The sequence below is a fragment of the Streptomyces prasinopilosus genome, assembly GCF_001419695.1.
Lineage (GTDB): Bacteria > Actinomycetota > Actinomycetes > Streptomycetales > Streptomycetaceae > Streptomyces > Streptomyces prasinopilosus.
Window position 1 is genome coordinate 1 of sequence record NZ_LIRG01000887.1, and the last position, 1,904, is coordinate 1,904.

Here is a 1,904-nt window from a genome sequence, read left to right on the forward strand (position 1 = left end):
GTCCCGGGCGCGCCCGGGACCGCCGCCCGGCTCGCCGCCGTGTCCAGGGCCAGCACCCGCCACGCCCCCGCCCGGAACGCCTCGCCGACCGTCCTCCCCGCCAGCTGCGGATGCTCCCCCACGGTCAGCGCCGCGAACAGCAGCACCCGCCGTTCGACCGGGATGGCCCCCAGGATCTGCCGGCCCATCATGGCCCCGGCGAAGGCGGGCGCGGCCAGGTGGGAGACGCTGCGGCTGCGGGTCACCGCGGCGGGGTGCGCGGCCCGCAGGGTGCGGTACACGGCCGTCGCGAACTCGTCGTCGTACAGCCGCAGGACGACCCGCAGGTCGGCGCGCAGGGCCCGCGCGTACAGCACCGCCTCCAGGTTGGTGGTGTCGGCGCTGGTGAGCGCGAGCAGCGCGTCGGCCCGGTGGATCTTCGCGGCCTCCAGCACGCCCTCCTGCGTGACGTCCCCGAGCACCACGGGCACGCCCAGCCGCCGTGCCGTGGCCATGCCCCGCGCCTCCGGGTCGGCCTCGACGCACACCACGGGGATGTGCAGTTCGCGCAGCCGGGTCAGCACCCGCGTGCCGATCTTGCCGAGCCCGAGCAGCACCACGTGCCGGCTCAGCCCGCGCGGCGGCTTCCGCAGCGCCGACACGGTGCGGAAAGTGCCCAGCGCCTCGAGGACCGCCGCCAGCATCACCGGCAGCAGCAGCAACCCGACCAGAGCGGACAGCAGTTGCAGGATCTGCCGGCCCATGGAGTCGTTGTGCGCGGGTTCGTTGATCGCGAAGAGGTCGAGCAGGGTGACGTAGGTGGCGTGCAGCGGATGGTCGCCCGTGGCCAGGCTCAGGACGACCGCCAGTACCACCACCGCCGCCGCGAGACCGGCCAGCGACCACCGCAGCCGCTGCGAGAACAGCGAGGCGAACGGCGGCACTTGGGCCCGGACGGCGGGCAGCGGGGGTCCCGAGTAGGACACCTGCTCCAGCACCATGGTGCCGCGGCCGGTCGCCGCCGCGACGGCCGCCGCGTCGGGCAGCATCTGCGGCCCCTGGTCGCCGCTGTCCTCCGAACCCTCCGAGCCCGCCGGGTCGTTGCTCGTCGCGGACAGCAACGCCAGCGTGCACAGCCCGGGATCGGCGACCTCGCCGGGGCGCGGGGGCCGCCGTTCCACCGCGCGCAGCAGCAGCCCGTCGGTGTCGACGATCTTGCTGGTGCCGACGAGCGCGGTGGCGACCAGGGCGGGGGCGGCCGTGTCGGCGTCGGACAGCACGGTGGTCGAGGCGTCGCCCCGGTGGTGTCCCCGCCCCTGGGTATCACCGGCGGACAACTCGGCCGCCTGGTCGAGCAGTTCCTCGATGTGCCGGCCCAGGCGCCGGTTGTAGAGGCGCAGGACGAGGCGGATCCTGGGGTTGATGCGGCGGGCGTTGAGGGCGGCGCGGATGTTGGTCTCGTCGTCGTCGTACACCAGGGCCAGCGCGGCGGCCCGCGCCACGCCCACCTCGGCGAGGACGGCGTCGGTGGGCTCGGCGGCCTCCACCCTCCGTTCGTCGGACACGTCGTCCGAACCGCCCTGGGTCCCGGTGCCGTTGCCGCCGCCGCGGTTGACGGTGGCGTTCACGAACCGGTCGAGCAGCGCGGCCGACGCGGCACGGGCCCGCCCCACCACGGGCTCCCGCACCCGGAGCCCGGAGGGCGGGACGACGAGGGTGACCTGTTCGCCGTACACGCCCCGGAGTTCGGCGGCGAGGCGGTGCGCGAGTCCGTCGTCACCGCACACCACCATGTGCGCGGGCGGAACGACCGGCGGGGTCTGATTCGGAAGGCTCACCACGAGAGGAAAGACTGCCGTATACACGCAGAGGGTTCCAGGAGCAGGCGGCGACCGGTGCGGACCGGACCGGGCCGGCCGGCCCGG

Annotated in this window: 1 protein-coding gene; it reads right to left on the reverse strand. The window is 75.1% G+C overall.

The window, feature by feature from the left end; translation table 11 throughout:
* On the reverse strand, nucleotides 1-1,772 hold a 1,772-nt coding region (locus AOK18_RS28045; protein ID WP_055573856.1), incomplete at its 3' end, for a potassium channel family protein.
* Nucleotides 1,773-1,904: the final 132 nt, after the last annotated feature.